This is a genomic window from Streptomyces sp. (genome assembly GCF_036524955.1).
Taxonomy (GTDB): Bacteria; Actinomycetota; Actinomycetes; order Streptomycetales; family Streptomycetaceae; genus Actinacidiphila.
Window position 1 is genome coordinate 1 of sequence record NZ_DATDBG010000272.1, and the last position, 2864, is coordinate 2864.

General features: G+C 72.8%; 2 protein-coding genes and 1 pseudogene. 1 reads left to right on the plus strand and 2 read right to left on the minus strand.

Annotated features, from left to right (window positions below; genetic code table 11):
- Nucleotides 1-151 precede the first annotated feature (151 nt).
- Entirely contained in the window at nt 152-2248 is a 2097-nt protein-coding gene (locus tag VIW71_RS22105; RefSeq protein ID WP_414720809.1) for a SpoIIE family protein phosphatase, read from the plus strand.
- 3 nt (nt 2249-2251) lie between these two features.
- Here the strand turns inward: VIW71_RS22105 and VIW71_RS22110 are convergent, their stop codons facing one another.
- The gene (locus tag VIW71_RS22110) at nt 2252-2503 is read right to left on the minus strand and encodes a hypothetical protein (protein ID WP_414720810.1); all 252 of its coding nucleotides are present in this window, start codon (nt 2501-2503) and stop codon (nt 2252-2254) included.
- Between the two features lie 14 nt (nt 2504-2517).
- Nucleotides 2518-2864 (minus strand): annotated as a pseudogene (locus VIW71_RS26665) (hypothetical protein); the annotation flags it as partial.

Sequence of the window (2864 nt, forward strand, 5' to 3'; positions counted from 1 at the left end):
CACCGCCCGGCGGCCCATCGGGTGATAAAAGCCGCTGATGCCAATAAATCCTGACGAAGTTATCCTGTAAATCCGTCGGACGTCGTGGTCCCTGACCGTAGGCCGACCCCGGAGCAGGCTGATGACACCTCAGAAGCGACCGTCGGGGCCGATGCGCTCCACACGCCCGCGCTACGACCCCCGCGTGAGTCCTCCTCTGCGGCGCGGACATGCGGACCGGCGGATCGGCCCGGGGGAGCGGTCCGCCATGAACGGGGTGGGGAGCTTCGACTGGGACCTCGACCAAGGAACCTTCGACCTGGACGAGGTCGGCCTCCAGGTGCTCGATCTGCGTCCGGAGGAGTACGACGGCAGCCCCGACTCCCTCGTGCTGCGGGTCACGCCGGATTCGGCGGCCCGTCTCGACGTGGCGTTCCGCCGGGCCCTGGAGTCCGGGCGCCGCGGCTACGGCGGCTACTTCCAGGTCACCCGGCGGGACGGCGTCAGGCAGTGGACGTACACCCACGGCACGATCATGCGGGACGAGCGGGGATCGCCCCACCGCGTGGTCGGCATCGTGCGGGAGGCCACCGACGAGCTGGCGCACGCCCCACAGTCCGACGGCTCCCGGCCCGACGTGGAGCGGCGCGGCCTGTCCTCGGTCGTCCGCCGCACCACCGAGGCGCTGTCGCGCGCCGTGACCGTGGACGACGTCACCGCCGTCCTCACCGGCGCCGGCGGTCTGGAACGGTTCGGGGCCGACGGTATGACCCTCGGCCTGATCGAGGGCGGCAACCTCAAGATCGTCGCGGTCAGCGGCGAGCCCATGGTGGGCTTCCGCGGACTCCAGATGCGGCGCCTGGACGAGTCGCTGCCGCTCGCCCAGGCCGTACTGACCCAGCAGCCGCGCTTCGTGACCTCCTTCGCCGAGCTGGCCGAGCGGTACCCGCTGCTGGCCCCGTACCTGGACAAGGTCGAACTCGACGCCGCCGCCTTCCTGCCGCTCATCGCGCAGGCCCGCTCGATCGGCGCGGTGGCGCTCTTCTACCGCAGGCGCGACGAGTTCACCGGCGAGGACCGCGAGCTGTGCGGGGCGCTGGCCGGCATCCTCGCGCAGTCCCTGCAGCGCGCCATCCTCTTCGACCAGGAGCGGGAGTTCGCCACCGGCCTCCAGGCGTCGATGCTGCCCCGGCACATCCCGCGCTTCCGCGGCGCCGAGATCGCCGTGCGCTACCACGCCGCCCGCAGCGGCCGGGAGGTCGGCGGCGACTGGTACGACGTGGTGGCGCTGCCGCAACGCCGGGTCGGCCTGGTCGTCGGCGACGTACAGGGGCACGACACGCACGCCGCCGCCGTGATGGGCCAGCTCCGGATCGCGCTGCGGGCGTACGCCGCCGAGGGCCACCCGCCGTCCACGGTGCTCGCCCGCGCCTCCCGGTTCCTCGCCGAACTCGACACCGAGCGCTTCGCCACCTGCGGCTACGCCGAACTGGACCTGACCTCCGGCACCGTGCGGGCGGCCCGAGCCGGGCACCTCGGCCCGCTGATCCGGCACACCGACGGCCGCACCGGCTGGCCCAATGTCCGCGGCGGGCTGCCGCTGGGCCTGGCCACCACCCTCGACCTGCACGAATTCCCCGAGACCCGGCTCGACCTGGTCCCCGGCGAGACGCTGGTGTTCTGCACCGACGGCCTGGTCGAGGAACACGGCCTGGACATCACCATCGGCATGGAAGCGCTCGCCGAGGCCGTGCACCGCGGACCGCAGCGGGCCGAGGACCTCGCCGACCACATCGCCGACAACCTCTGGGAACGCTGGGGCTCCGACGACGACGTGGCCCTGCTCATCCTGCGCCGCGCCCCCGACTTCGGTACCCGCCGCGCGCCGCGCATGCACGGTTACGTGCATCAGGCAGACCCCGAGGGCCTGGCCGAGGCCCGCGCCGCGCTGCGGCAGGCGCTGGTCGACTGGGGCCTGCCCGACCTCGCCGACGACATCGAACTCGCCGCGGGTGAACTCCTCGTCAACGTCCTGCTGCACACCGAGGGCGGCGCCGTGCTCACCCTGGAGGTGCTGCCGGAACCCGTGCGCCGGGTCCGGCTGTCCGTGCAGGACCGGTCCAGCGTGTGGCCGCGCCGCCGGTCCCCCGGCGAGGCGGCCACCTCGGGCCGCGGCCTGCTGATGATCGACGCGCTGGCCGCGCGCTGGGGCGTCGAGCCGCGGGGCGACGGCAAGGCCGTATGGTGCGAGTTCGACGCCGCGGCCTGATCGTCAGCTCACGTTGAGGGCCGTGTCGTCGATGACGAAGGACGTCTGGCGCTGTGAGCCCTCGGTCCCGGTGAACTTGATCGTGACGGTCTTCCCGGCGTACGCCCCCAGGTTGAAGCTGCGCTGGGTGTAACCGGCCGCGGCGTTCAGATTGGAGTACGTGGCCAGGGTGGTGAGCACGGTGCCGGAGGAGTTCAGCACCTGTGCCTTGAGCGTGTCGTACGCCGTTGTGGTGGTGGTCTCCGCGGTGTCCACGTGCAGCCAGAACGTCAGGGGCGCCGCGCAGCCGGACGGGACGGCGACGGACTGCGCCAGGGTGTCTGCGTGCTCAGCGAGTACCCGCCGGCCTTCTGGAGGGCCACGCCCCACGCGGAGACGGCGCCGGTCCAGTCGGTCTCGGCGGTGGGGGCGGCGTCCTGGACCAGGGGGTCGGGCTGACTGGTGCTGATGATCCAGTCGGCGTTGCCGGCGGTCTCGGCCTTGGTGTTGTCGAACAGGATGCGGTGGGTCGTCGCGGCGGCGGTCGTGGTGGGGGATGCGTGCGCGCTGCCGGTGGCCGCCACGCCGGCGGGCCAGGGCGAGGGTGCCCAGTGCGGCTGTCGCGCCGAGCAGGGCG

Excerpts from the sequence above, each read along its gene's own strand:
- VIW71_RS22105 (WP_414720809.1), top strand. The coding sequence starts at position 152 with ATGCGCTCCACACGCCCGCGCTACGACCCCCGCGTGAGTCCTCCTCTG.